Origin of the sequence: Peribacillus sp. RS7 (genome assembly GCF_041956845.1) — a bacterium.
In the GTDB taxonomy this organism is placed as follows: domain Bacteria; phylum Bacillota; class Bacilli; order Bacillales; family DSM-1321; genus Peribacillus.
In genome coordinates this window covers 3557849-3581220 of record NZ_CP168135.1, presented here as the reverse complement: position 1 = coordinate 3581220, position 23372 = coordinate 3557849, and the positions used below count along the sequence as shown (strand labels likewise).

At 39.6% G+C, this 23372-nt stretch carries 23 protein-coding genes; 9 read left to right on the top strand and 14 right to left on the bottom strand.

Features of this window, described 5'->3' with window-relative positions; genetic code table 11:
• Window positions 1-68 precede the first annotated feature (68 nt).
• The gene (locus ACDZ29_RS17975) at window positions 69-1211 is read left to right on the top strand and encodes an aminotransferase A (RefSeq protein WP_289324262.1); all 1143 of its coding nucleotides are present in this window, start codon (window positions 69-71) and stop codon (window positions 1209-1211) included.
• Window positions 1212-1311: 100 nt separating this feature from the next.
• Here the strand turns inward: ACDZ29_RS17975 and ACDZ29_RS17970 are convergent, their stop codons facing one another.
• The 7 genes from ACDZ29_RS17970 to ACDZ29_RS17940 form a co-directional block, all read right to left on the bottom strand.
• The gene (locus ACDZ29_RS17970) at window positions 1312-1677 is read right to left on the bottom strand and encodes a hypothetical protein (protein WP_061462238.1); all 366 of its coding nucleotides are present in this window, start codon (window positions 1675-1677) and stop codon (window positions 1312-1314) included.
• Window positions 1678-1742: 65 nt separating this feature from the next.
• Window positions 1743-2615, bottom strand: a complete 873-nt coding sequence (locus tag ACDZ29_RS17965; RefSeq protein WP_375088304.1) for an NAD(P)-dependent oxidoreductase — start codon at window positions 2613-2615, stop codon at window positions 1743-1745.
• Between the two features lie 33 nt (window positions 2616-2648).
• Window positions 2649-3434, bottom strand: coding sequence for an SDR family oxidoreductase (locus ACDZ29_RS17960; RefSeq protein WP_375088303.1), 786 nt, complete (start codon window positions 3432-3434; stop codon window positions 2649-2651).
• Window positions 3435-3755: 321 nt separating this feature from the next.
• Window positions 3756-5474, bottom strand: a complete 1719-nt coding sequence (gene ptsP / locus ACDZ29_RS17955) for a phosphoenolpyruvate--protein phosphotransferase (protein WP_289317312.1) — start codon at window positions 5472-5474, stop codon at window positions 3756-3758.
• Window positions 5474-5740, bottom strand: coding sequence for a phosphocarrier protein HPr (locus ACDZ29_RS17950; protein WP_034314127.1), 267 nt, complete (start codon window positions 5738-5740; stop codon window positions 5474-5476). Before ACDZ29_RS17950 ends, ptsP begins: the two co-directional genes overlap by 1 nt.
• A 200-nt stretch (window positions 5741-5940) precedes the next feature.
• Window positions 5941-6726, bottom strand: a complete 786-nt coding sequence (gene fetB, locus ACDZ29_RS17945) for an iron export ABC transporter permease subunit FetB (protein ID WP_375088302.1) — start codon at window positions 6724-6726, stop codon at window positions 5941-5943.
• On the bottom strand, window positions 6726-7355 hold the full coding sequence (locus ACDZ29_RS17940) for an ATP-binding cassette domain-containing protein (RefSeq protein ID WP_289327268.1): 630 nt from the start codon (window positions 7353-7355) through the stop codon (window positions 6726-6728). The genes fetB and ACDZ29_RS17940 overlap by 1 nt, the downstream gene beginning before the upstream one ends.
• Before the next feature lie 193 nt (window positions 7356-7548).
• On the opposite strand from ACDZ29_RS17940, the gene ACDZ29_RS17935 reads away from it, so the two are divergent.
• Window positions 7549-8373 carry a thermonuclease family protein gene (locus ACDZ29_RS17935; RefSeq protein ID WP_375088301.1) on the top strand — a complete coding sequence of 275 codons (825 nt, stop codon included), beginning with the start codon at window positions 7549-7551 and terminating at the stop codon, window positions 8371-8373.
• 159 nt (window positions 8374-8532) lie between these two features.
• On the opposite strand, the gene ACDZ29_RS17930 is transcribed toward ACDZ29_RS17935, so the two are convergent.
• A complete protein-coding gene (locus ACDZ29_RS17930; protein WP_370014326.1) occupies window positions 8533-8679 on the bottom strand; it encodes a hypothetical protein in 147 nt (48 codons plus the stop codon).
• Window positions 8680-8850: 171 nt separating this feature from the next.
• Here ACDZ29_RS17930 and ACDZ29_RS17925 point away from each other — a divergent pair, with 171 nt between their 5' ends.
• Entirely contained in the window at window positions 8851-9345 is a 495-nt protein-coding gene (locus ACDZ29_RS17925; protein WP_375088300.1) for a sigma-70 family RNA polymerase sigma factor, read from the top strand.
• Between the two features lie 47 nt (window positions 9346-9392).
• Here the strand turns inward: ACDZ29_RS17925 and ACDZ29_RS17920 are convergent, their stop codons facing one another.
• Window positions 9393-9587: a hypothetical protein gene (locus ACDZ29_RS17920; RefSeq protein WP_289317316.1), complete on the bottom strand. Its 195-nt coding sequence runs from the start codon at window positions 9585-9587 to the stop codon at window positions 9393-9395.
• 455 nt (window positions 9588-10042) lie between these two features.
• On the opposite strand from ACDZ29_RS17920, the gene ACDZ29_RS17915 reads away from it, so the two are divergent.
• Together ACDZ29_RS17915 and ACDZ29_RS17910 are read left to right on the top strand one after the other, a co-directional pair.
• Window positions 10043-10219 carry a DUF2187 family protein gene (locus ACDZ29_RS17915; RefSeq protein WP_064505160.1) on the top strand — a complete coding sequence of 59 codons (177 nt, stop codon included), beginning with the start codon at window positions 10043-10045 and terminating at the stop codon, window positions 10217-10219.
• A 205-nt stretch (window positions 10220-10424) separates the two neighbouring features.
• Complete coding sequence (locus tag ACDZ29_RS17910; protein WP_375088299.1) at window positions 10425-11051, top strand: hypothetical protein; 627 nt, start codon at window positions 10425-10427, stop codon at window positions 11049-11051.
• Window positions 11052-11095: 44 nt separating this feature from the next.
• Here the strand turns inward: ACDZ29_RS17910 and ACDZ29_RS17905 are convergent, their stop codons facing one another.
• The 3 genes from ACDZ29_RS17905 to ACDZ29_RS17895 all read right to left on the bottom strand — a co-directional run bounded on the left by ACDZ29_RS17905 (window position 11096) and on the right by ACDZ29_RS17895 (window position 14806).
• Window positions 11096-12139 (bottom strand): hypothetical protein, encoded by a 1044-nt coding sequence (locus ACDZ29_RS17905; RefSeq protein ID WP_289324255.1) that lies wholly within the window; start codon window positions 12137-12139, stop codon window positions 11096-11098.
• A gap of 302 nt (window positions 12140-12441) precedes the next feature.
• A complete protein-coding gene (locus ACDZ29_RS17900) occupies window positions 12442-14136 on the bottom strand; it encodes a M3 family oligoendopeptidase (protein ID WP_375088298.1) in 1695 nt (564 codons plus the stop codon).
• Between the two features lie 232 nt (window positions 14137-14368).
• A complete protein-coding gene (locus ACDZ29_RS17895; protein ID WP_289317320.1) occupies window positions 14369-14806 on the bottom strand; it encodes a MarR family winged helix-turn-helix transcriptional regulator in 438 nt (145 codons plus the stop codon).
• Between the two features lie 155 nt (window positions 14807-14961).
• Here ACDZ29_RS17895 and ACDZ29_RS17890 point away from each other — a divergent pair, with 155 nt between their 5' ends.
• The 3 genes from ACDZ29_RS17890 to ACDZ29_RS17880 all read left to right on the top strand — a co-directional run bounded on the left by ACDZ29_RS17890 (window position 14962) and on the right by ACDZ29_RS17880 (window position 18689).
• Window positions 14962-16452: an ATP-binding protein gene (locus ACDZ29_RS17890; RefSeq protein ID WP_375088297.1), complete on the top strand. Its 1491-nt coding sequence runs from the start codon at window positions 14962-14964 to the stop codon at window positions 16450-16452.
• A 146-nt stretch (window positions 16453-16598) separates the two neighbouring features.
• Window positions 16599-17822 (top strand): MFS transporter, encoded by a 1224-nt coding sequence (locus tag ACDZ29_RS17885; RefSeq protein WP_289324252.1) that lies wholly within the window; start codon window positions 16599-16601, stop codon window positions 17820-17822.
• 135 nt (window positions 17823-17957) lie between these two features.
• The gene (locus tag ACDZ29_RS17880) at window positions 17958-18689 is read left to right on the top strand and encodes a ZIP family metal transporter (RefSeq protein WP_289324251.1); all 732 of its coding nucleotides are present in this window, start codon (window positions 17958-17960) and stop codon (window positions 18687-18689) included.
• A gap of 334 nt (window positions 18690-19023) precedes the next feature.
• On the opposite strand, the gene ACDZ29_RS17875 is transcribed toward ACDZ29_RS17880, so the two are convergent.
• On the bottom strand, window positions 19024-19266 hold the full coding sequence (locus ACDZ29_RS17875; RefSeq protein WP_289324250.1) for an aspartyl-phosphate phosphatase Spo0E family protein: 243 nt from the start codon (window positions 19264-19266) through the stop codon (window positions 19024-19026).
• 508 nt (window positions 19267-19774) lie between these two features.
• Window positions 19775-21934, bottom strand: coding sequence for a PAS domain S-box protein (locus ACDZ29_RS17870; RefSeq protein WP_375088296.1), 2160 nt, complete (start codon window positions 21932-21934; stop codon window positions 19775-19777).
• 278 nt (window positions 21935-22212) lie between these two features.
• Between ACDZ29_RS17870 and ACDZ29_RS17865 the strand changes: the two genes are divergently transcribed.
• Window positions 22213-23238 (top strand): acyltransferase family protein, encoded by a 1026-nt coding sequence (locus ACDZ29_RS17865; protein ID WP_370014320.1) that lies wholly within the window; start codon window positions 22213-22215, stop codon window positions 23236-23238.
• Window positions 23239-23372: the final 134 nt, after the last annotated feature.

Here is a 23372-nt window from a genome sequence, read left to right as displayed (position 1 = left end):
TAAAATAGAATGAATCCGTCAAACATAGTACATAATCTCATGAAGTATGAAAAGGGAGGATATTCATAGTGGAACATTTAATAAACCCTCTAGTAAAAGAAGTTCAAATATCAGGGATCCGTAAATTCTACAATATGGTCGCTGAAATCGAAGGCACCATTTCCTTAACGATAGGACAGCCTGACTTTCCAACTCCAATGCATATTAAAGAAGCGGCAAAACAAGCCATCGATAATAATTATACCGTTTATACTCACAATGCCGGCTATCAGGAATTAAGGGAAGCTGCTTCTGAATATGTAAAGGATAAATACAAGCTTAGTTATGATCCATCGAATGAAGTTATAGTGACCTCGGGTGCAAGTGAAGGCATTGACATTACCTTTCGAACGATCCTCATCCCAGGGAACGAAGTAATATTACCAGGGCCGGTCTATCCAGGATACGAACCCATCATCAAAATGTGCGGTGCAAACCCGATTTATGCCGATACAACAAAAAATGGATTTCGTTTGACTGCAGATATAATTGAAAAGTACATAACTGATCAAACTCGTTGCATCGTCCTGCCATATCCATCGAATCCGACTGGGGTTACGTTGTCTTCCAAAGAATTATTGGACATTGCCGAACTGGTAAGGGGCAAGGACATCTTTATATTGGCGGATGAAATATACAGTGAACTTGTATTCGATCAGGAACATGTATCGATTGCCACGTTCTTAAAAGAACAAACCATCGTCCTGAACGGTTTGTCCAAGTCCCATTCCATGACCGGGTGGAGAATTGGCCTTCTGTTTGCGCCTGCAGCCGTGTCTCAGCATATCCTGAAGGTCCATCAATACAATGTGACTTGTGCCTCCTCCATATCGCAGAGAGCTGCCTTGGCTGCCTTGACAGCAGGTAAGGATGATGCCATTCCCATGAAGACAGAGTATGCACGGAGACGTGAATACGTATACAGTCGTTTACAAGCGATGAAACTGGAAATAATCAAACCAAATGGTGCTTTTTATTTCTTTATAAAGCTTCCGAAAGGCTACACCACCTCCCTCGACTTTTGCCTCAAGCTTGTTAAACAGGAAAAAGTGGCAGTAGTCCCTGGAGATGCTTTCTCTCCACTTGGCGAAGGGTACTTTAGGATATCCTATGCCTATTCAATGGAAACACTTGAAAAGGCTTTGGACCGTATAGAAGCATTTTTAGCTTGATTGAACCGGACAAAAAAGTGGCCTTCAATAAAACGATTGAAGGCCACTTTCCTATTCTCGAAAATTTCAGCTACTGATTGTATTACACCATGTCGGACAACTAATACAATCTCCGTAAAAAACGAATTTCCCGATATCCCTCTTCCTTATTCGTCGTGGTAAGGCTCACTTCAACGATGGACCCAAGTAAATCAGCCATCACTTCTTCAAATTCCTTTGCGGAGCGCGGCTTTGAAAGACCTAAACTTTTCAATTCCCGCATCAGGATCTGGAAGCCGGCATTCGTTTCGATATGACTGAATTTCACCGGCAAGATTAGCGGACTTTCATTCATTAATTTCAGATCCCAACGAATGGGCTTTGTTTGATGAATGGTTTTCTCGCGTTTATACCCTTCAATCCTGACAATATATCGACCATCTTCTAATTCCTGGAATTTCATATTGATATCATCGAATTCGCCCATAACGATCACTCCTTTTTGTAAAGGCTGTCGCTATCAGCTTATTCATGAAAAAGATATGCTAGCACTTAATTATAGTGTTTATATAATGCCTGGGTACCGCTATTTTCCTCACCAGCTTCTGCCAGCCCCTCATATAGGGATTTGCTCAGGCTTAACCCCGGAGCCTCCATTCCCATCCTTTCAGCTTCATCAAGTGCAATTTTCATATCCTTAATAAAATGCTTGATATAAAAACCTGGTTCAAAATCCCCTTTGACCATTCGCGGCACAAGATTGGACAGTGACCAGCTTCCGGCAGAACCCGATGATATGCTTCTCAGAACCTGGTCCGGATCCAACCCCGCCTTTTTGGCATAAGAAATCGCTTCAGTTACTCCGATCATGTTAGATGCAATGGCAATTTGATTGCACATTTTCGTATGCTGTCCTGACCCAGCAGGGCCTTGGTGGACAACATTACTGCCCAGGGTATCAAAAATGTGCCGGACCGCTTCAAACGCCTCACTATCGCCGCCAACCATTATCGTAAGCTTCGCATCACGAGCACCGATATCCCCTCCAGAAACCGGTGCATCCAATGATTCCATTCCTCTTTTCTTGGCTTCCTCTGCTATTCTCACGGCCAAGGATGGTGTGGAGGTAGTCATATCGATTAAATGGGCTCCTTTTTTCCCATTCTTGATAAGACCATTTTCCCCAAGATAAATTTCTTCCACATCGCTAGGATATCCTACCATTGAAATGATCACATTAGCTTTCTGTGCGATTTCCTTAGGTTCAGATGCCCACTTTGCACCCAGTGAGAGAAGTTCACTTGCCTTTGCTTCCGTCCTTGTATAAACGAATACCTCAAATCCTGCTTTAAGTAAATTGGCCGCCATACTTTTTCCCATAACTCCCAAACCTATGAATCCGATCACATCGTTCGATTGCGTCACTGCAAATTCCTCCCAATCATTTTGTTTAAAACGTTAAATGGACTTTATCATTCCTCCGTCAACTAAATAGGACTGGCCAGTTAAATATGTATTAGCACCTGAAACAAGGAAAGTAACGAACTTGGCAAATTCCTCGGGTTCCCCATAACGGCCAAGTGGGATTTTATTGATGGATTGTTCAGTGATCTTCTCAGGTGAGACGCCTTGTTTTTCTGCATTCATTTTATCAAGGTGCTGAACGCGGTCCGTTGCGATCCTTCCAGGACCAACTGTATTGACCAAAATCCGGTCTGGAGCTAACTCGGAAGCTAACGTCTTTGACAACCCCACGATTGCAGTCCGGAATGTATTCGATAATATCAATCCAGGAATCGGTTCCTTAATGGATGAAGATGCAATATTTACGATTTTTCCGCCCTGTTTTTTTAGATGCGGCAAGCTCTCACGAATCGTCCTTATGAAGCTTAGTAAATTAAGTTCGAAAGATTGTTGCCATTCTTCATCATTGAAATCTGTAAATGATCCCCCTGGGGGCCCACCGGCGTTATTAATAAGAATGTCGATACCGCCCAACTCTTCAACAGTTTTCCCAACCAAGCTTTTAATATCTTCAGCCTTTGTTATATCCGTTACCATATAAGCCACTTTACCAGCCCCAAGCTGTGATAATTCCCTTTGCACGGCGGCAAGCTTTTCACCATCACGGCTGGCTAGCATGACATTTGCTCCTTCTTTTACCAATTCTGCTGCCATCGCCTTTCCCAAACCTTGGCTTGAAGCTAAAATCAAAGCATTTTTCTTTTCCAAATGTAATTCCATAAAATATCATATCCTCCATTTCGTAAAATAAAATAATAATTCCATTATATCGTCATAATCGAAATGTGAAAAATCTGAATAATCATTCTCTGGTTTTTTTTATTCCCTGTGGTTAAACTCAAAAAATTGCCGGTTGGATAAACCAACCGGCGACAAAGGGGGAAATGAGAATGTCAGCTGCCCTAATAGAGCCAAACAACTGTGCTTGCTTTTTATTTACCCCCATTTTGTTGCAATAAACATTCTTTATCAAAATGTTAAGAATAAATTACAGGAAAGCACCCGATCCGAAGGGGATGGGGTGCCGTTTATATCATTTATTTATTGCTTCAAAGCGTTAACTACCGCTTCTTTCACATTATCATTCGTATCCAGCACTAAAACTTCCTGAGATAGTTTTTTCATCTCTTCAAGCGAAAGTTGGCTGATTAAGGAACGTGCTTTTAAAATGGAAGTGGCACTCATTGAGAATTCATCAAGGCCCATTCCGATCAAGATCGGGATAGCAACTTCATCTCCAGCCATCTCACCGCACATCCCGGCCCATTTCCCTTCTTTATGAGCTGCATCTATAACCATTTTAACAAGGCGTAAAATCGCTGGATTATATGGTTGGTATAAATAAGATACTCTCTCATTCATTCGGTCAGCGGCCATCGTATACTGAATCAAGTCATTAGTGCCTATGCTGAAGAAATCGACTTCCTTAGCAAATATATCAGCCATCACAGCAGTTGAAGGGATTTCAACCATAATTCCGACTTCAATTTTTTCGGCAACTTGAACACCATTATCAAGCAATTCCTGTCTAACTTCAGCCAAGACGGCTTTTGCTTCGCGGAATTCAGCTAATGTTGCAATCATCGGGAACATGATTTTCAAATCACCGTAAATGCTTGCACGAAGCAGGGCACGGAGCTGGGTCCGGAAAATCTCCTGCTCATTTAAGCAGAGGCGAATCGCACGGTAACCAAGGAAAGGATTCATTTCCTTAGGAAGCTCTAGATAAGGTAACTCCTTGTCTCCGCCTATGTCAAGCGTTCTGACGACTACAGGCTTTCCTGACATTCCTTCCAGCACCGCTTTGTATGCCTCGAACTGTTCTTCTTCACTCGGAAAGTCATTTCTGCCCATATAAAGAAATTCCGTACGGTATAACCCGATGCCTTCACCGCCATTTTGATGAACGCCCTCTAGATCTTTCGGCGTACCGATATTGGCAGCCAATTCCACATGATGACCATCTTTTGTAACAGTTTGTTCATGAACCAGTTTCGCCCACTCAGCCTTTTGCAAAGCATATGCTTCCTGTTCCTCTTCGTAGCGTTTCACGAGTTCAGGAGTAGGATTGATGTGCACTTCACCCTTTAAGCCATCAATAATGACCAAGTCACCATTTTCAATGGACGAGGTTACTGACTTTGCTCCAACGACTGCTGGAATTTCCAATGAACGCGCCATTATGGCTGAATGGGATGTACGTCCACCGATATCGGTCGTAAATCCTTTGACGTAAGCCGGATTCAATTGTGCTGTATCGGAAGGAGTCAAATCCTCCGCAATGATGATCACTTCTTCAGCAATCATGCTTGGATTTGGAATATGAACACCTAAAAGATGTGACAACACCCGTTTCGTAACGTCACGGATATCCGCTGCACGTTCCTTCATGTATTCATTATCCATTTGTTCAAACATCGTAATGAACATGCTTGCGGTTTCATTTAAGGAAAACTCAGCGTTGACGTTTTCCGATTGTATTTTATCTTGAATTGGAGTGATAAGTTCCGGATCAGCCAAAACTAGCAGGTGCGCGTCAAAAATAGCGGCTTTATCGGCCCCTAAGTCCTTTTCGGCTTTTTCCCTGATTATCTCCAATTCAACTGTTGACTTTTGAATAGCTTCCTTAAAACGGGATATTTCCGCCCCGACATCTTCTATGCTTCTTTTTTCAATCGATAAATCTGGCTCAGTCAGTCGATAGGCTTTAGCGATGGCTATTCCGTTTGAAGCTGCTATTCCACTAATCAAAGTGGACATTATTCTGCTAATCCTTCTCTATTCAACGTTTCAGCAAGTGTGTTCAGTGCATCATTTTCATCGCTTCCTTCAGCAGAAATCGTAATCTCTGCCCCTTTGCCAATACCTAGTGACATTACACCCATAATGGATTTAAGGTTCACTTTTTTCTCTTTATAAGCAAGGTTTATTTCTGAATCGAATTTTCCAGCAGCTTGTACCAGCAATGTAGCCGGCCGAGCATGTATTCCTGTTTCTGCAGTTACTGTAAATGTTTTTTCCACCATATAAATCAATCTCCTTTAGATAAATTAACAAAATAGGTTATGTAAGGGGTGTTCTCTAACCAATCAGTAAAGAAATGCCCTTTTCCTTATCAGAATAGCATTATCATCCCCAACAAACAAACCAAAACTATCTGGTACCTAAAAAATAGTACAAAAATATAGATAGAACTGCAACCATTACTTTTCAGATTCTTCAATAATTAAATGGAAAGCTGTGCATTTTTGGTAAAAAAAGCTCTGAAACTAAGCATAATGAAAAGGACGACCGTTAATGAAACACTCCCGAGAATTCCGATAAGTATAGGAATCTGGTATTCAATTGCGATGAGTGGGCTTATTCCCGACAGGATTTGCCCTGTCATCATTCCTGGAAGGAAAATAATTCCCATCCCGAGCATATTGTTCAAAGTCGGGAGGACTGCCGAGTCGAATGCAGCATCCACATATTTCTTCACAGCCCTTGCTGGAGTCGCTCCAAGCATCAACATCGCTTCTACTTTTTCACGATTACTGCTAATCCCATCATGAAGGTTTTTAAGCGCTAATGTCACACCAGTCATTGCATTCCCCACGATCATCCCTGCTATTGGAATGAAATACCTTGGCTCATACCATGGCGTGAAATGGATCACGACCACATTAAAATAAAAAAAGGCAGCCATGGGACCTGACAACATACTCAGGATGACCATCCTTTTAATTTTCTTATTGAGCGTATGGGGCACTTGCTTAAAAATATTATGGATGGAGAACAAAGCCATTGCACATAGAAATCCTAAAGAAAGTAAAGGGTGAGGATTTTCAAAGATATATGTCAAAACATATCCGGCAAGAATGAGTTGGACCGTCATCCGTACCGTAGCGAGCATGATTTGCTTTTCCCGTGAAATCCCTCGCCATTTAACGATAATGAGCAGGACTACAACAAAGACATAGGCTGCACAAAGTCGCCAGAACTCAATATCTATTATCCCATTACCCTCCATTAATAGTCAGCCTCCTTGGCCTTTTTCAGAACGATCATCTTTTCAGCACATATGTCCGCAAGCTGTTTTGAATGGGTAATCATGATGACCGTTCCTTTTTCCCGCTTTACTTCGTCTAAAAAACGGCTCATGACCCTTAGCTCGGTTTCCTCATCGAGAGCCGAAGTCGGCTCATCCAGTAAATACACTTCTGGTCTCAATAAAAGTAATCTCGCTAGTGCCAGCCTTTGTTTCTCCCCTCCAGAAAGATTTTCCGCCCCCTCATCTAAAGACTTCTGCAATTGTACGGTTTCAAGTGCTTTCACCAATTCGGCTTTATCCTTTTTTTCCCGTTCTGTCAATTCCAGGCCCAGCTGGAGATTTTCTTCAATCGTTCCCGGAAAAGTGAACGGTGTCTGAGAAAGCATTGTGACTTTACGTCGGAGCTCTATCGGGTTGAAATTATCCAGCAACTGATCTTGATAATAGATTGAACCGCTATCCGGGTCATCCATCCTGTTCAATAATCGTAGAAGTGATGTTTTTCCTGCTCCGCTTTCCCCTGTCAAGCAAGTAACCATGCCACCGGATATTTTCAAACCATCAATATGCAGGATGCCTTTATACCTAATTTTTTCAAGCCTAAACATCATTTATCACGCCTGCCTCCCTTACTCCACCTTATCATTATAAGAAACTATCATGATATCGGATAGCGATGCATATGAAAATTTTAATGTTATTTCATTTTCTTTCGCTTTTTTATAGGTTAGTATTATTCCTGCCGAATATACCCTTGATGGACATGGAAAACGAAAACACCTTTGAAATGGAGGACTTATCATGAACAGAAATTCCTTTTTACATTCTTATCTGCCTGTTTTTCTCCTGACTGCCATAAGCCTGATCACTTTGACTGGCTGTCAGGCCGCATCAGATAACTTGATCAATGAATCGAAACAGGAAGATTCAATGTCCAATGAAGATATTCAATCCAGTACGAATTCTTCCAAAGAAGAGAAAGGCAGGACATTCACAGCCGAGATCGTCAGGGTTGTCGATGGAGATACAGTAAAAATCAAAATGCCAAATGGAAATGAAGAAACGGTCAGGCTCCTTTTGGTAGATACCCCAGAAACCGTGCACCCCTCCAAGCCCGTTCAGCCTTTTGGACCTGAAGCAAGCAAGTTCACCAAGGATTTAATGCCTGAGGGCTCTAAAGTGGAAGTAGAAACCGGCATTGGTGAAAGAGATAAATATGGCCGGCTGCTGGCCTATTTTTATGTTGATGGAAAAATGGTTAATAAACTACTGCTTGAAAAAGGACTGGCCAGGGTAGCCTATGTTTATGCACCGAACACTAAATATCTTGATGAATTGGAAGATATGCAGAAACAAGCCCAAAAAGAAGAAATCGGGATTTGGTCAATTGAAAACTATGCAACTTCAAAAGGGTTTGATGATTCGAAGTCCGGAGAAGAATCAGAGAAAAAAACCACTGTCAATTCATCTTGCAATAACCCAGAAATTAAAGGGAATATAAACTCTAGAGGCAATAAAATATATCACATTCCTTCGGGCCAATATTACGAAATAACTAAACCGGAAGAAATGTTTTGTACCGAACAAGACGCACAGGAAGCTGGATTCCGAAAATCGCAGAGTTAATAAAAACAATTGTTTTATCAACATCTCCACTTTGGAACTCACAATCATAAATGTTTAGGGGGATACATATTGAAATACAAAATGAATGAAGCATTTTGTTTCAGCTTTTCTCCCCCCCCCCACTTCATCTTATCTTGAGCTACCTGTGAAAGTGGACTTTTAGCTATTGCTGATGTTTAAACTAAATGATGATTCATTGAATTGCGATAAATCTATCGAAACAAGAATGAGTGAATGGTTTCGGCACATCCAATATTCGGATGTGTCTTTCATTTGTTCAAACCCATATTCAAAAGTACTCTTCATACTTCTGAATCTTCCTTTCCCTTTCAATAAGTTTCTGGTTCAGCGCCTGAAAACAAACGTTTTATCCCTTACATTTCTCCGTTATGCCCTTTCGCTATAGCCGAACGAATTATTTATGGTAGAAGCACCCGGGAATACATGAAAGTGCACTTTCTAAAGGTAGCTTGCTCAATGGAAGATTTCTCAGCTCTAAAGACTGAATTTACCCCGATGATCCATCATATTATCCGCTCACTATCCATCTATAAGAATAAAGAAGAATTTTTCCAAGTAGGTTTGATTGCTTTATGGGAATCAATCGGGAATTTCAATGAGGAATACGGACAATTCTCTAACTATGCCTATACTGTAATCAAAGGCAAAATCCTGAACGAATTAAAGCATCATCATAAATATGAAACCTGCACCGAACCATTTGATTCCTTCATACTAGAGATTAAAGATCCTTTTTCAATCCACGAAGAGGCCTTCCCCATCGAAAATATATTCCGTTATACGGAAGGCTTGACAAAGAATCAGCAACGCTGGCTTTTACAGACGTACTTGGAAAATAAAACAGTAAGTGAAATTGCTGAGGTATATCAAGTTACTGCTGCAGCCGTCAAATCATGGAGAAAGGCCGCTTTAATTAAATTAAGGAAGCAAGTAGTTTCCCATTGTAAATAATGAAGATAGGGTGGCTCACTCATGAGCCACCCTAAAATATCAGTCCATTAACTTCTCGCTTCTTCTAAATAAGTATAAATTATTTCACCGTTATGGAGAGCATTCCCCCGAAAATGTTTAAAGTCTTCCCTTTTTATAAGAACCTCACGAAAAGCTAAAAATTCTTCTTTTGTTATCCTGAATTCATCCATTTCCCGATTTGCCAGTTTATCGAGTACATCTTTCGCTTCTTCAGCATTCATAATATTATCCTCCTAATTTTTAAATATTCTATCCATAATCAGACAGGAGAAATTCCGTTTCCATTTTATCATAAGCATGCCACTTAATATAAATCAGAATTTTTTGAGGCTCACTTGCTACATATTTCTTTACGTATGCTTTAAAATAGTGCAAACTGTATAGTAAAATATCATAATGTAAAATGATTGGCATTTTTTGTACATAGGATTACATACTGGTACGCATAACTGCGTTTTCAAGATATACCAAATTATGCCATTTCATTACAACTGCTCCTTTACAAGAATTGCTACTCCCTTTAAAAGTTTAGCTTACTGTACCGACAGAAGAGATATCCAATTCTCTTACTTGCACTCCCCACGTCAAAATCTAAACGGCAAGATGTTCGAATAATCCAATTACTCCATAGTTACTTTTTGATCATTGTAAAACGAAATGGGAAAGGATGATTACCATGAAGAAAGCGGAAGTCGGAAATATCATTGAATTTAGAGAAGGCTTAAAAGGAATCGTCGAGAAAGTGAACGAGAACTCAGTAATCGTGGACGTCACGTATATGGAAAATTATCGTGATTTGGAACTTGAGCAGAAAACCGTCGTCAACCATAAAAATTATAAAATCATAGGATAATTCAATGTAATCAAACGGGATGGTTTCTCAATGACCATTCCGTTTTCACTTTTTAGTAATCATGCCAATTTCGGCTCCTGCTTTTTTGTAACAATTTTCAATTCATAACGTCATTTTATTAAAGGGGAAATCACCAGCATGTCTGATTGCTGGGATATCTTTTATAGGAATATTGGAATTCTATCAGAAAGACGAGGGAAATGACATGACTAGTTGGACACGTTATATTGGCTGTGCCGCATTCGCCGCTTTTCTGCTGACTGGCTGCGGTACGACCGCAGACGAAAATGCAGACCAACCACAGGAAGATTCTGTAAACGAGGAGAACGAAGGCAATACTTCACATGGAGATAATGGCAATAACGGAAACAACAACAAAGTAAGACTGATGGAGCAAAACCTGCAATATACAATTAACGGGAAAGCAATAGAAAAAACAGCGTTCTTAAAAAGAAGTGATAATCAACCGTTCAGCCTCTATGTTTTGCAACAATTTAAATTAAGTGCCGAAGAACCAGGAAAAGACATCGTGTTCCTGACTGAAGATGACTCCATTTATATGAGAATCGAATTATTGAAGGCTGATGTTAATTGGGATGAAGTGGAGAAAAATGTTCAAGCCCAGCTGAAAAGCCTTTCAGACACGATTGTGGATCCAGCTCTTGATGTCGAGAACGGCATGGGATTTGAAGTGAAAAGTGGGGATGATGTGATTACTTCCATATTGCTCAAGGATGAAAAAGCACCCGTCCGCTTAACTATGTTCACAAAAAAAGATAAGGATTACCGGGATGCTTTTCTACAGATGGCTATGACGCTGATGAAAGGATGAACATCCATTCAGGTACGGAGGGCTAAGGTCATGCCCCCCGTTCTTCATTTCTCCTTCCCTGCCTTGCTTTTCCAGACAAGCATTAAAAAAAGCAGGCTTATGTATCCAAAAACCGGATAAATATATCCTAATAACCTTCCATATCCAAATTCACTTATGATTAAAGCAATTAAAAAAATCACCGCTATGATCAGCATGCTTGGCATTTTAATATAACTGCTTATTTGCCTCTGTAATCCATATATGTTTCCGATGACCGAAGTGAATATCTCCCCATAAATCACCAAAATGAACATCCAATATAACTGACTGGCTGCCGTTCTCATAATAACCGCCGAAGGAATTTCATAATTATTCACATCAGGGAGTGTCATAAGTGAAAAATGCCCCGTTAATAAAATGATGGTCAGGAATATTCCCCCAAGGATTGCACCATGTTTAATGACCTTCTCATCTCGGACTTCATAGGCAACCGGAACCAGCACAGCCTGTGCCAAGGCCAGGTTAAAGGCTGTATAGGCAAATGGTGACAAAATCATTTTCAGGGTAATCACTTCATCTGGCACTTTTGTAAGGGTCTTGAAGAACTCTCCATTTCCCAAAGTCGAGAAAAAAAGGATCAAACTGAAACTGATCATGATTGGTACAACAAAAGAGTTTACAGTGAATACACCGCGCATTCCCATCATCAAGACCAAGGAAGCCAGGATGATCGTGGACCAGCTCCCTATACTTTTCGGCACGCCAAGTTGTTCTTCGAAAACCGCGCCTGAACCCGAAATCATGACAGCCGTCACCCCTAACAGCATGATAAGGAAAAAGATGTTGATGATTCCTGCAATTTTCTTTCCAAAAAGAAATTGATTGAACTCCTCATAAGAAGAAGCCCTGATCCTTGCGGAAATGAGCATGATTTTAGTTCCAGTGAAAATGAAAATATAACCTGCTATTAAAATCCCAATAAAGCCATAGAAGCCATAACGGGTAAAAAACTCGACAATCTCTTTTCCAGTTGCAAAACCTGCACCGACGACTGTTCCTACATAAACCGCTGCAATCTGGAAAATCCCTGACCACCTTGACAGCATACTCTCCCCTCCTCCCTACATTTATATGTAAGGAAGAGACATTTAAGACAAGCCGAGCAATATTCCTTTCGTCGGCTTTTTTCCCCTGGACTTTATGGCATTAAAGAGTTAGTTAACTTTCCTATCATTGTGTGGTCTGAATTTCCCTGTTCACCTATTTCGAATTTCTCTGTGAGGCTTTAGCAAAGCTTTTTGTACCAAACCTTCTGAACGGAGGAAAGATTAAAAAACGCTTAAGGAGTAATCCCCAAGCGTTTTATTAAAGCATCCAAATGATTACCGAATCATTAAAACATTATCTTTTATAATGCTTTATCATCGACAGTGGAAAGCCATTCGTCTATCACCTTAACGACCGACTGTACTGTCCCGTCAACAAATGGAGATTTCAGATTCGCAGATTCAACGAGATCAAGGAAGGACTTGCTGCCTCCAAGTTGACACAGATTCAAATAATCCTTCCAAGCCGTTTCATCTTTTTCAGCTGACCTTTTCCAGAATTGGAAAGCGCAAATTTGGGCCAATGTATAGTCGATATAATAAAAAGGCGACTGATAAATGTGGCTTTGCCGCTGCCAATACCCGCCATTCTGCAGGTATTCATTCCCTTCATAATCACGATGCGGCAAATATTCCATCTCGATTTTACGCCAAGCCTGCTTTCTTTCAAGGGGGGAGGCTTCAGGATTTTCATAAACAAAATGCTGAAATTCATCAACAGCTACCCCATACGGGAGGAATGTGAGAGCACCACTTAAATGGGAAAACTTATACTTTTCCGTATCTTCCTTGAAAAATAGCTCCATCCATGGCCAAGTTAGGAATTCCATACTCATCGAATGGATTTCACAGGCTTCATATGTGGGCCAATAATACTCAGGAATGTCGAGATTACGGCTGCGATATACTTGGAACGCATGTCCTGCCTCATGTGTTAAAACATCTATATCCCCGGAAGTACCATTGAAATTGGAAAAGATGAATGGAGCTTTATAGTCTTCTATAAAAGTACAGTAGCCCCCGCTTTCTTTTCCTTTCTTCGCCACAAGATCCATCAGGTCATTAGCTATCATATAATTGAAAAACTCATTCGTTTCAGGCGAGAGCTCTTGGTACATCTTTTTCCCATTTTCGATGATCCACTCCGCATCGCCCTTTGGAACGGCATTACCAGTCTTGAAATGAAAATTCTCATCATAATAGTTTAAATTCTCCAAACCAAGACGTTCGCGCTGTCGTCCCCTCAGCCGGGTAACAAGCGGTACCACTTCCTTTTTAACCTGTTTGCGGAATGCAGCAGCCATATCAGCATCATAATCAGTCCTTGTCATTCGATAATACCCAAGCTCCACAAAGTTTCCATAGCCTAGCGCTATCGAGATCTCATGCCTCACCTTGACAAGTTCATCGAATATGCGATCCAAATCCACCTGCTTTTCTTCAAAGAAACCGTAATATGCCCGACTTGCATTTTTCCTTAACTCACGGTCCGCCGACTCCATAAAAGGCTGAAGCTGGGCAAGTGTCAGCTCTTTTCCATCAAAGTGAATTTTTGCAGAGGCAATTAATTGCGAATATTCACTCGATAATTTATTTTCTTTTTGCAGTTGCGGTATGATTTCGGGTGAAAAGGTTTTAAGTTGGGCTTCTGCCAAGTCAAATAGTTGATTTCCCCATTTCACCTCAAGCTCCTGACGATAATTCGAGCGAACGAGTTCATTGTAAAATTTTGATGTTAATTCTTCCATTTCTGGGGAGAAGTCATCTAAATAATCATTCTCCGCTTTATAAAATTCATCATTGGTATCAATGGAATGTCGAATATATACCAAATTAAACATCGTACCTACATAATTTCGAATTTCATTTATTTCTTCCATGGCTTTTATTTGTTCATCAGCATTTCCAGCATCCGTAAACTTTTCCAAAGCGTTCATGAACCGGTTTTTAATCTCATCCATTTCAGGACGTTTATATTCATACTCATTAAATTTCATATGTACACTCCTTCTCATGATATAACGACATTTTTTTCATGTATAATCCAAATTAATGTTATCCACCAATCGAAATCACTTTCAAGAGACATTCTCATTAATAGCGGTTATCGTAATATAATTTAATTCGCCACAACGGTATTAAAAACCTTCATGTCCTTGAAACAAATTAGGTTTTATCAACCATAAAAAAACCAGCACCTGCAGTAAACTCCGGGTGCTGGTTCTTAAGCTAATTTTGAGCGGAATACCCAATCTTTTTAAGCAATTCTATCACGGTTTCCTTTTCATCTTGCGTAAGTACACTCATGATATCATCGATTCTTTTTTCATGCTCGGGAAATACCCCTTCAATGAAGGCTTTTCCTTTTTCCGTAATTTTTGCAAAGGTTACACGGCGATCCTCTTTACATGCTATTCTCTGTAGATAATCCTTCTGTTCAAGTTTATCCACGACATAGGTAATGCTGCCGCTCGCTAGCAGGATTTTTCCTCCTATTTGCTGAAGAGGCTGATCGCCTTTATGATAAAGTAATTCCAGTACTGCAAACTCAGTTGGATTCAAACCCTCTTCGGCTATATGTTTATTTACCACATCATTGATAGATCTATGTGCTCTAGACATCACTATAAACAGTTTCAAAGACTGTTGGATGTTATTATTCTCCATAACTTCACAACCTTAAAGTTTTTAATTAAAATATCTTGAATTAAAAGTTATTATATGACATTATGACTTTTTTGTCAATCTGCCCTGTTAGTATGCACTATTGTTTAATCACTCATTTTGATATACTTGAAATAAAAGCTAAAGTAGTGACAAACATGAAAACAAGGCATAAATTCACCGCATATCTACTTATTGTTATTTTACCATTAATTATTTTGTCAATCATTTATTGGACGAATTTAGAACGTTCCATTCAAAAAGAAAGACAGGAAAAAGCTGAATGGGCGGGAACCGTTTATCAAGAATACATAGATCAAGTTATAAGTGAAACGAAGGAAAAGCTGCTTAGCCTTAGCAGTTCGGTTCTTTATATGGATGATAAAAAAACCGAACTTCTTATGAAATGGATCAAAGATACAGATTCCAGGTATGCCGGAGTATATTGGCTAAACCAGGATGGCGTTTCCATCTCAGGGACGAATAAATATTTCCATCATTATTCTTTAATTGAACAGGATGATATTGAGCTTGCAGTAAAAACTCAAAAAGCCGTTGTTATAGGAACAAAGGATCCATATAAACCTGATTTCGATTATATTTCCATTTTTGCTCCCATCCTGGATCATGATAAAAAGGCGCAAGGGTTTTTATTGGTACATATTAGGCTCGATCATATGGAAAAAACATTAAAAATGCTCAGCCCTGATCATGCCTTTATCTTGGAAACAAGCGATAAATCTCGAATTCTAGATATAAATACCGAAGAATTCACTGGACATTCAACATGGGTGGATGTTCCTTTAACAGAAGTGGATTGGACTCTTTCGGTCAAGATGCCCGACAGGATTAATACAAATAACATAAATGTCCTTTTAATACTTGTCTTTTTCACCTTCTTTTTTACTCACATGATCTATAGCGTCATGGAGGAACTGATCGTTCGCAGGAATACCAAAAACCAAAAGTTATTAAACGATAAGCAAAAAATAGATTTTGTCGGTACATTGGCTGCCAGTACGGCACATGAAATAAAAAATCCACTTACCGGCATAAAGGGGCTGGTACAATTACTGGTTGAAAAACACCCAGAAGAACAAGATCAGTTTTATTACTCTGTCATCATGAAGGAAATTGAACGGATCAATAGTATAGTGAGCGAATTTTTGATTTTAGGGAAACCCATGCCCCAGACTTTATCCTTATATGATATTCGCAGTATCATTGCTGAATTGAGACCAATAATAGAATCAGAAGCACGTCACTTCAATATAGAAGTGGAATGGAACATCGTAAAGGAACCGATCAGGGTTCATTGTACTAAGGACCAACTCAAACAAGTCATTCTCAACATTGCCAAAAACGGTTTCGAGGCAATGGAAGTTGGGGAAAAGTTAAGGATCCGGATTCATCATGAAAATGAATGGGCTAAAATCATAATTATCGACAACGGTCATGGACTGAATGAAAAAGATATCGGTAAAGTCTTCGATCCCTTTTATACATCGAAAAAGGAAGGAACCGGATTAGGGCTATTCGTATGTAAACGAATAATTGAATCTTTTAACGGAACCATCGAGTTTTCAAGTAAACCTCTAAACGGTACAACCGTTACAATCAGCTTACCTTTAATAAAAGACCATCCTTAGTTATAAATTGAAGGGTTTAATTTTAAAAAATGAAGACTAGAGAACGATTCCGATTATTTTATAAGGTGTCATGCATACGGGACATGCTTAATGAATCTATTTATTGAATAGGTAAAATTCTTAATCAGGAAGAAGGAAATATACATATGGGAAGTATCGCTGCCATTAAAACAAACCCGCAAAAACAAGATATGACTCTGAAAATCATGATCATCATAGGCATCTGCCATTTAATGAATGATTCACTTCAGGCCGTAGTTCCGGCCATGTTCCCAATCCTGGAGAAATCAATGTCGCTAACGTATACACAGCTCGGGATGATTGCATTCTGCCTGAATATCGTCTCATCCCTTCTGCAGCCGGCAGTTGGGTTCTATACAGATAAAAAGCCCCTTCCCTATGCATTGCCCATTGGATTGACCAGTACTTTAATAGGGGTCATCATACTTGCAATTGCCCCAAACTATACCGTTATCCTTGGTGCAGTCATCTTGATGGGCTTTGGGTCAGCCATTTTCCATCCGGAAGGTTCTAGGGTTGCCTACATGGCAGGCGGCCCTAAAAGAGGCCTGGCACAATCCATTTATCAGGTTGGCGGAAATAGCGGGCAAGCCCTTGCCCCACTCATCACAGCCATCGTACTTGTTCCTTTCGGTCAAAAAGGCGCACTCTGGTTTGCCTTGGTTGCCTTAACGGCCGTTATCCTATTGCTGTATATTGCCAAGTGGTATTCTCAAAAATTAGTTCACTTCCAGCCTAAAAAGCTTGCTGCAAAAGTAATCAATAAAGAACGGTCCCATAAAGTGGCCAAAGCCTTGGTATTAATTTTATTCATTATTTTTGCCCGTTCCTGGTATGTATCGTGCATGACGAACTTTTATAGTTTTTATTTGATCGAGCAGCATTCATTCACGATAAAATCCGCTCAGATTTTCCTATTTGCCTTTTTAGCCGCTGGAGCTGTAGGTACGTTTTTCGGTGGCCCGCTTGCGGATAGATTCGGTCGTAAAAATGTAATTTTCTTTTCTTTCGCTGCAAGCATGCCAATAACCGCACTTTTACCATTCGTACCTCCTACAGCCGCTTTTATCTTATTATTGATGGCTGGGTTCATTATAATGAGCAGTTTTTCTGTCACTGTAATTTACGCACAGGAATTGGTCCCGGGAAAAGTCGGAACAATGGCCGGCTTGACTGTAGGGTTAGCCTTTGGAATGGGTGCCATTGGATCCGTTTCATTGGGTGCCATCGCAGATATAATCGGAATCGAATCCATGATTAAGATAGTGGGATTCCTGCCATTGCTTGGGATCATCAGCATATTGCTGCCGACTGATCTAACATTGAAAAAATGGTATGCAGAAGAATGATTCGCAGAAAACATGAATGACTTCAAAATGGTTTTTTCCTGGAACCTATTTTTTATCACCTCAATACAATAAATTATTGTTTCGCCCAAAGGTTTACAAATAAGTAATGATAAGTACCATACAAAGGAGAAATATATGAGTGGAGTTTTATTAGGCAGCATCCTATCTGCTATGTCTACAGGGTTCGGTGCGTTACCGATCTTGTTCATTCAAGGTTCAATCACACATCGTTTCAGAGACACGCTTCTGGCATTTACCGCTGGTATCATGATGGCTGCTTCGTTATTGAGCCTGATTCCGGAGTCTTTAGCCACCGGAGGGTATATTCAGCTTGTCATTGGGGTTTTTCTCGGGGTAATGACATTAACGATCATGGAAAAAAACATTCCGCATATCGATCTCAGCCATACGAAAAGTGGTATTCAGTTCGATGAAAAGGCTTTGCTTATCATCACTGCCATTACACTCCATAATATCCCAGAGGGTCTTTCTGTAGGTGTCAGTTACGCCTCGGATACAGCTGATACAGGTAACTTGATCGCATTTGCCATCGGCCTGCAAAATGCCCCGGAAGGGTTACTTGTCGCCTTGTTTTTAATTAATCAAAAAATCGGTAAATTCACAGCGTTCCTGATAGCAACCTTGACCGGTACCATCGAAATAATTACGGGCTTATTGGGTTATTATTTAACCTCTTACATTGGGTTCCTGGTTCCATACGGCTTAGCTTTCGCTGCGGGAGCCATGCTTTTCATCGTTTATAAGGAATTGATTCCTGAAAGCCATGGGGATGGTAATGAACGCACCTCAACCTATTCCTTCATTGTCGGTCTTTTGTTCATGGTAATATTATTGGAAATTTTGTAATCCAGACCTGACCATGGCTGGCTCCATTAAGTGAGTCAGCCCTTACTTTTTATTAATCAGTGTAATACATTAAGTTAAATTCCTGCTTCTAAACAAATCCCGCTTGACATTGACGTTCCCGATGCATGAAGGACACCTTCTGGTGACCTCCCCCTCGATGTATACCTCAAAGCAATAGTTATTCAAAAGATAATGATCGTCTTTTGTATATGATCTTTCTTGAATTGTTTTCATGAAATGTTTGTAAAGTTCATTTACTACCTGTTCAATAACCCAAAAGGTGCTTATCTCTCCTATCGCTAATTTAAGAAGTGATGCATGCATTCAGGTCCATTTAAAATGTAAAATCATCATTAAAGGGCTTCTGTACAATAACAACCATTTCTTCCCGCTTATTTCTCACTTCCACTGAAGAATGATGTTGAAGGATCAAATACTCATTTATAAGTTTATCAAGTTGCTCGCTTTGGCGAAGGGTATACTCATGACCTATTCCATACATTTTTGCCAACTCCATCATTTCCCAACGCTTCATTCGAATCTCAGAACAAATTTCCGTTGCACACCTAGAATTCATAACTACATTCACTACTCCTGCCCTTTTAAAGTTACATCATAAAAAGAAGTATTACAAAATATGCCTTATATGTAAATAGATTCGCAAAAAAAGACAAAACTTCTTAAATTGCGATAAAGCTTGACCCACCAGCAGACAGGATATGACGGAAATTCCGAACCATAATCCTCTTAATGATTTGATACGAAAAAGCCAGCTCCGGACATCCGATTCGAAAGGTCTTCATTTTATTTCCATTGTTAGTTTCCGCTCAAAATACTTTGGCAGTTTACCACATTAGCAAACAAGGACAAATTTATCAATGAATAAAAAGATGGAATATCCCTTTAATTAGCGCAATATTTTTTCGATAGTACAACGTCAATTGTGATTCCAAGATGAAAATGATATAAAATGGAAACAAAAAAAAGGAATCCATTGAATAAGGATCCCCCCATTTACTAAAAGAATTTTGAATGCTTTCTGATTGCTGAGCAAAGGGCTAGAATATTCCCTCCACTTATCTTCATTACTCGAATGGCAAATAAATATGAAAGCTCGTTCCTTTATCCACTTCGCTTTCCACTTCTATATAGCCATTGTGCTCTTCAATGATTTTATAGCTGACCATAAGCCCCAGTCCGGTTCCCTTGTCCTTCGTCGTATAAAAAGGTTCACCCAATTTTTTCAGCATTTCCGTTGAGATCCCCATGCCTTGATCGGTAATTGAAATACAAACATATTTCTCTGAAAATCGGATTGTTTTAATATGAACAGATCCGCCATCCGGCATGACTTCCAATGCATTTTTGATGATGTTGATGAACACTTGCTTTAACTGGTTCGCTTCACATAAAACCTTAAACTCATCTTCTTCGAAGTCTGTCTCGAATTGAATATTTTCCAGCAGGGCCTGGGCGGCCAGTAATTCCAGTGTCTCCCTCAAAATGGTATGAACATCCTGTTTGAAAATTTTAAGCGCCTGTGGCTTTGCCAGTACTAAAAATTCCGTGATAATCGTTTCGATTCGCTTAATTTCAGATGTAATCACATGAAAATATGTGGAAAATTCCCCCTTGACGCCATCCTCAAGCAACTGGATAAATCCTTTTAATGCAGTCATTGGATTCCTGATTTCGTGAGCAATCCCTGCCGCCAGTTCGCCAACGACATTTAAAGTATCCGATTTCCGGATCTGTTCCTGCATTTCGAGATTTTTACTCACATCACGGAAAATACTCAGATTCAGGTTCGAATATAAATTTTTCCTGGTTAAAAATTCAATATGCTTAACTCTTCCATCTTCGAATGTTATCGGAATGATGGATGAGTAGACCTCATGCTTGTAAACATTTTCAATATGCCCGTTTAAGGCAGGAGCATTTTCAGGGATTTTCTCAATGAATTCCTTAACAGATAAAGATAGCAGTTTATGCTTCGATATTTCCAATATCTTCTGACCCGCTTCATTAATATCGGTGAACCCTTCATTGTTCCATAATATCAAGCCGTCTAATGTTCCCTCAAAAATCTTCCTGAATTTCTTCTCACTATCCCTTAATTCCTTCTCAATCAGCCAGCGCTCACTGACATTTCGAAAGATTGTTACGTTATACCCATCACCTTCATGTTTTTTGGCAGTCAATTCAAGTAATTTTATTTGGTGATTCGGCATTTTATAAATAAGTTCCCCCCTCACTTGGGTGTCCCTTTCAAACGTTTCCATCATCTGCCCAAAATGATGGTTGTTGCTGTACACGTATTTCCAAATATAGCTGCCTATCAATTCCTCTCTGCTGGATTCAAATATTTTACATGCTGATTGATTGACACGAAAAATGATTCCGTCATCATTCCAGAATATGATCGCATCCATGGACTGGTCGAATAATTCCGCAAAAATCCGTTCGCTCGTCTCTAACTTCTTTTCTATTAAATTTGATTCTGTAATTCTTCGAAGTACCGACATGTATAATTCATTTCCTACCGTTGAACTTATGGAAAAAGTAAAATGATGGAGTTCATCCCCGATCATTATCTCTACCTCACCTTTGAAGTTCGACTCAACAAAGGCCCTTTGTATGCTCTCGCCCCAATATGCCTTATATTCTGGTGAAATGAGGTCCCTCATATTCATTCCAACAATCTCTTTTTTTGGGATGCCCATGATATGGATAAAGGCATGGTTCACTTCCATGATTATTCCTGAACTGTCGAATAGTATAATGCTTTCTATGGCCGTATCAAAAATGTCCAAAAACATCTGCCTTGACATTCTTGTTTCCCGGGACGAAGAAACATCCAAGGTCACATCCGCCAAACGATAAAATCGCTGTCCTTCGGAAGGAGCCCCCATACTCATAAACTCTATTTGTTTAAGGGCTCCGGTATGAAGCTGGATCATCTGCCTTTCACTTTCAATCGGTTTTTTTGGGGAACCGGACTCATCCTGATTATTTAAAGCGATGACCTCGAGAAAATCAGTTATCTTCATGGACTCCAACTGATCTTTAGATGTTTCCAGCAGGGCACAGGCCGCATCATTGACATATGTGAGCCTTAGTTCCTCATCAACCCTAATAAAAGGCTCCGACATTGAATTGAAAATGTTCAAAAACCCTTCGATCTGCTTATTCAATTTTAAAATTTCCTGTTTATATTCCGTTTCATTCTCGTAACCGATATTCATATTGACACCCCTTATCAAAACCCATCCTTACCAATCTTTTTATTCGACACCCATCTAGATTTTCCTCGGTAATTTCGAAAATCGATGCAATCATCTAAATCCAAAATTATCCTATATGTCAAATTATAGTATGTTGAATCATTTAAAACTTCGCGTTAAGCTTTATTTAAGGCTATTATACTAAATTTAATAAATATTGATTTAATACTACGTATTTAGGGTATAAGGAATAACAATGCTTTCTTGCTACCTTAAAAATTCATTAAATGGAGGCAACTATGAAACAACGTGATTTTTTCTTCGATAACGCCAAGTTCATTCTCATGGCTTTTGTCGTCTTTGGACATTTGCTGAATACGTATATACATGACAGTGAAACGATTTACGCTATATATAAAACCATTTATTCCTTTCACATGCCTGCCTTTATCCTTGTTTCAGGGTTCTTTGCGAAAGGCTTTTATCAAAAAGGGTATTTAGCAAAAATTACAAAAAAACTGATTTTACCTTACCTCATTTTCCAATTGATATATACCGTTTACTATTATTTCTTATACGAACGCTCTGCAATCACTGTAGACTTGCTTGATCCCCAATGGTCGCTTTGGTTCTTGATCAGTTTATTCTGTTGGAACATAATGCTACTTGGTTTTTCAAAGCTAAAGCCATCAATCGGCATAGGTTTATCCATTTTAATCGCATTATTGATTGGGTATATTGACCATATTTCCAATTACCTTAGTCTCTCGAGGACATTCGTTTTTTTCCCGATGTTTTTAATCGGGTACCATTTAAGCAAAGACCATTTAAAAAAACTATTCACACCCAAGGTTCGTTTTGCTTCACTTAGTGTTATGTTAGTGATTTTTATCGGGTTTTATTTAAATACCGATATCAATTATAAATGGCTGCTCGGTTCGAAACCATATGCCGAGCTTGAAGATGCGACAATCATATCCATGTTTAAACGCCTCGGATTTTATGGATTGAGCATAATTTCAGTGTTCAGCTTCCTTTCATTCATCCCGCGCGGACAATATTTCTTTACGAATTGGGGTAAACAAACCCTATATGTGTATCTGTTGCACGGATTCTTCATCCGTTTCTTCAGGGAAAGCACCCTACAGGACTACTTCAGCAACACAGAGAGCTTTATCATGCTCGCCGGCCTCTCTTTCTTGATCACCGTGTTATTGTCAAGCGAAATGATCGCTACAATGGCCCAGCCGATCATCGAGTTGAAGGCGACAAAACCAAAGCGTTTCATGTCTAAAACAAAAGAGTATATAAAACAAGCATTTTGAAAGAAAACGGATAAAGCATTTTCTGCTTTATCCGTTTTTTAAAAGCAATTCCATTTCGTCTCTCAAGCTGAAAAGATTTCCGTTCTTACCAATAACTCATTTTTCAAATGCAGCACGCTATGGTAAAATTACTC

Bases quoted from the DNA above. Each gene is read 5' to 3' on its own strand.
- ACDZ29_RS17970 (WP_061462238.1), bottom strand. From the start codon at position 1,677: ATGGGCGAATTCGATGATATCAATATGAAATTCCAGGAATTAGAAGAT.
- ACDZ29_RS17960 (WP_375088303.1), bottom strand. From the start codon at position 3,434: ATGGAATTACATTTGGAAAAGAAAAATGCTTTGATTTTAGCTTCAAGC.
- ptsP (WP_289317312.1), bottom strand. From the start codon at position 5,474: ATGTCCACTTTGATTAGTGGAATAGCAGCTTCAAACGGAATAGCCATC.
- ACDZ29_RS17950 (WP_034314127.1), bottom strand. From the start codon at position 5,740: ATGGTGGAAAAAACATTTACAGTAACTGCAGAAACAGGAATACATGCT.
- fetB (WP_375088302.1), bottom strand. From the start codon at position 6,726: ATGGAGGGTAATGGGATAATAGATATTGAGTTCTGGCGACTTTGTGCA.
- ACDZ29_RS17940 (WP_289327268.1), bottom strand. From the start codon at position 7,355: ATGTTTAGGCTTGAAAAAATTAGGTATAAAGGCATCCTGCATATTGAT.
- ACDZ29_RS17935 (WP_375088301.1), top strand. From the start codon at position 7,549: ATGAACAGAAATTCCTTTTTACATTCTTATCTGCCTGTTTTTCTCCTG.
- ACDZ29_RS17930 (WP_370014326.1), bottom strand. From the start codon at position 8,679: ATGAAGAGTACTTTTGAATATGGGTTTGAACAAATGAAAGACACATCC.
- ACDZ29_RS17925 (WP_375088300.1), top strand. From the start codon at position 8,851: ATGGAAGATTTCTCAGCTCTAAAGACTGAATTTACCCCGATGATCCAT.
- ACDZ29_RS17920 (WP_289317316.1), bottom strand. From the start codon at position 9,587: ATGAATGCTGAAGAAGCGAAAGATGTACTCGATAAACTGGCAAATCGG.
- ACDZ29_RS17915 (WP_064505160.1), top strand. From the start codon at position 10,043: ATGAAGAAAGCGGAAGTCGGAAATATCATTGAATTTAGAGAAGGCTTA.
- ACDZ29_RS17910 (WP_375088299.1), top strand. From the start codon at position 10,425: ATGACTAGTTGGACACGTTATATTGGCTGTGCCGCATTCGCCGCTTTT.
- ACDZ29_RS17905 (WP_289324255.1), bottom strand. From the start codon at position 12,139: ATGCTGTCAAGGTGGTCAGGGATTTTCCAGATTGCAGCGGTTTATGTA.
- ACDZ29_RS17900 (WP_375088298.1), bottom strand. From the start codon at position 14,136: ATGAAATTTAATGAGTATGAATATAAACGTCCTGAAATGGATGAGATT.
- ACDZ29_RS17895 (WP_289317320.1), bottom strand. From the start codon at position 14,806: ATGGAGAATAATAACATCCAACAGTCTTTGAAACTGTTTATAGTGATG.
- ACDZ29_RS17890 (WP_375088297.1), top strand. From the start codon at position 14,962: ATGAAAACAAGGCATAAATTCACCGCATATCTACTTATTGTTATTTTA.
- ACDZ29_RS17885 (WP_289324252.1), top strand. From the start codon at position 16,599: ATGGGAAGTATCGCTGCCATTAAAACAAACCCGCAAAAACAAGATATG.
- ACDZ29_RS17880 (WP_289324251.1), top strand. From the start codon at position 17,958: ATGAGTGGAGTTTTATTAGGCAGCATCCTATCTGCTATGTCTACAGGG.
- ACDZ29_RS17875 (WP_289324250.1), bottom strand. From the start codon at position 19,266: ATGAATTCTAGGTGTGCAACGGAAATTTGTTCTGAGATTCGAATGAAG.
- ACDZ29_RS17870 (WP_375088296.1), bottom strand. From the start codon at position 21,934: ATGAATATCGGTTACGAGAATGAAACGGAATATAAACAGGAAATTTTA.
- ACDZ29_RS17865 (WP_370014320.1), top strand. From the start codon at position 22,213: ATGAAACAACGTGATTTTTTCTTCGATAACGCCAAGTTCATTCTCATG.